The sequence below is a fragment of the Pseudomonas sp. SIMBA_041 genome, from assembly GCF_046535095.1.
GTDB lineage: Bacteria > Pseudomonadota > Gammaproteobacteria > Pseudomonadales > Pseudomonadaceae > Aquipseudomonas > Aquipseudomonas mucoides.
The window spans coordinates 1-266 of record NZ_JAWRXJ010000396.1; the positions used below are offsets into that span (position 1 = coordinate 1).

Genomic DNA, 266 nt, shown 5'->3' on the forward strand with positions numbered 1-266 from the left:
GAAAATCGACAGCACCACCAGGATACGCACCAGTTTTACCGGTACATCAAAATAGTTGGCAATCCCGGCGCAGACGCCGCGGACCATGCCCTGCTGTGGAATACGCCATAATTTTTTATTGAGATTAATGCCCGCCATTAGCGATCCCTCCAGTTCGGATGTTCTGCATCAAGAATAGATTCCAGCGCCTGAATACGTTCGCGCATCCGTTTTGCTTCATCAGCCAGTTGCGCTAATCGCTGCTGCTCACTTTGCGACAATTCACT

The 266-nt window shown here is 50.0% G+C and carries 2 protein-coding genes; both read right to left on the bottom strand.

What is annotated here, in order from left to right:
• Window positions 1-138 (bottom strand): PspC domain-containing protein (locus SB725_RS31635; RefSeq protein ID WP_410923383.1); only part of this gene is annotated, 138 nt, incomplete at its 3' end.
• Window positions 138-260 (bottom strand): envelope stress response membrane protein PspB, encoded by a 123-nt coding sequence (gene pspB, locus SB725_RS31640; RefSeq protein WP_410923385.1) that lies wholly within the window; start codon window positions 258-260, stop codon window positions 138-140. The genes SB725_RS31635 and pspB, both read right to left, overlap by 1 nt.
• Window positions 261-266 lie beyond the last annotated feature (6 nt).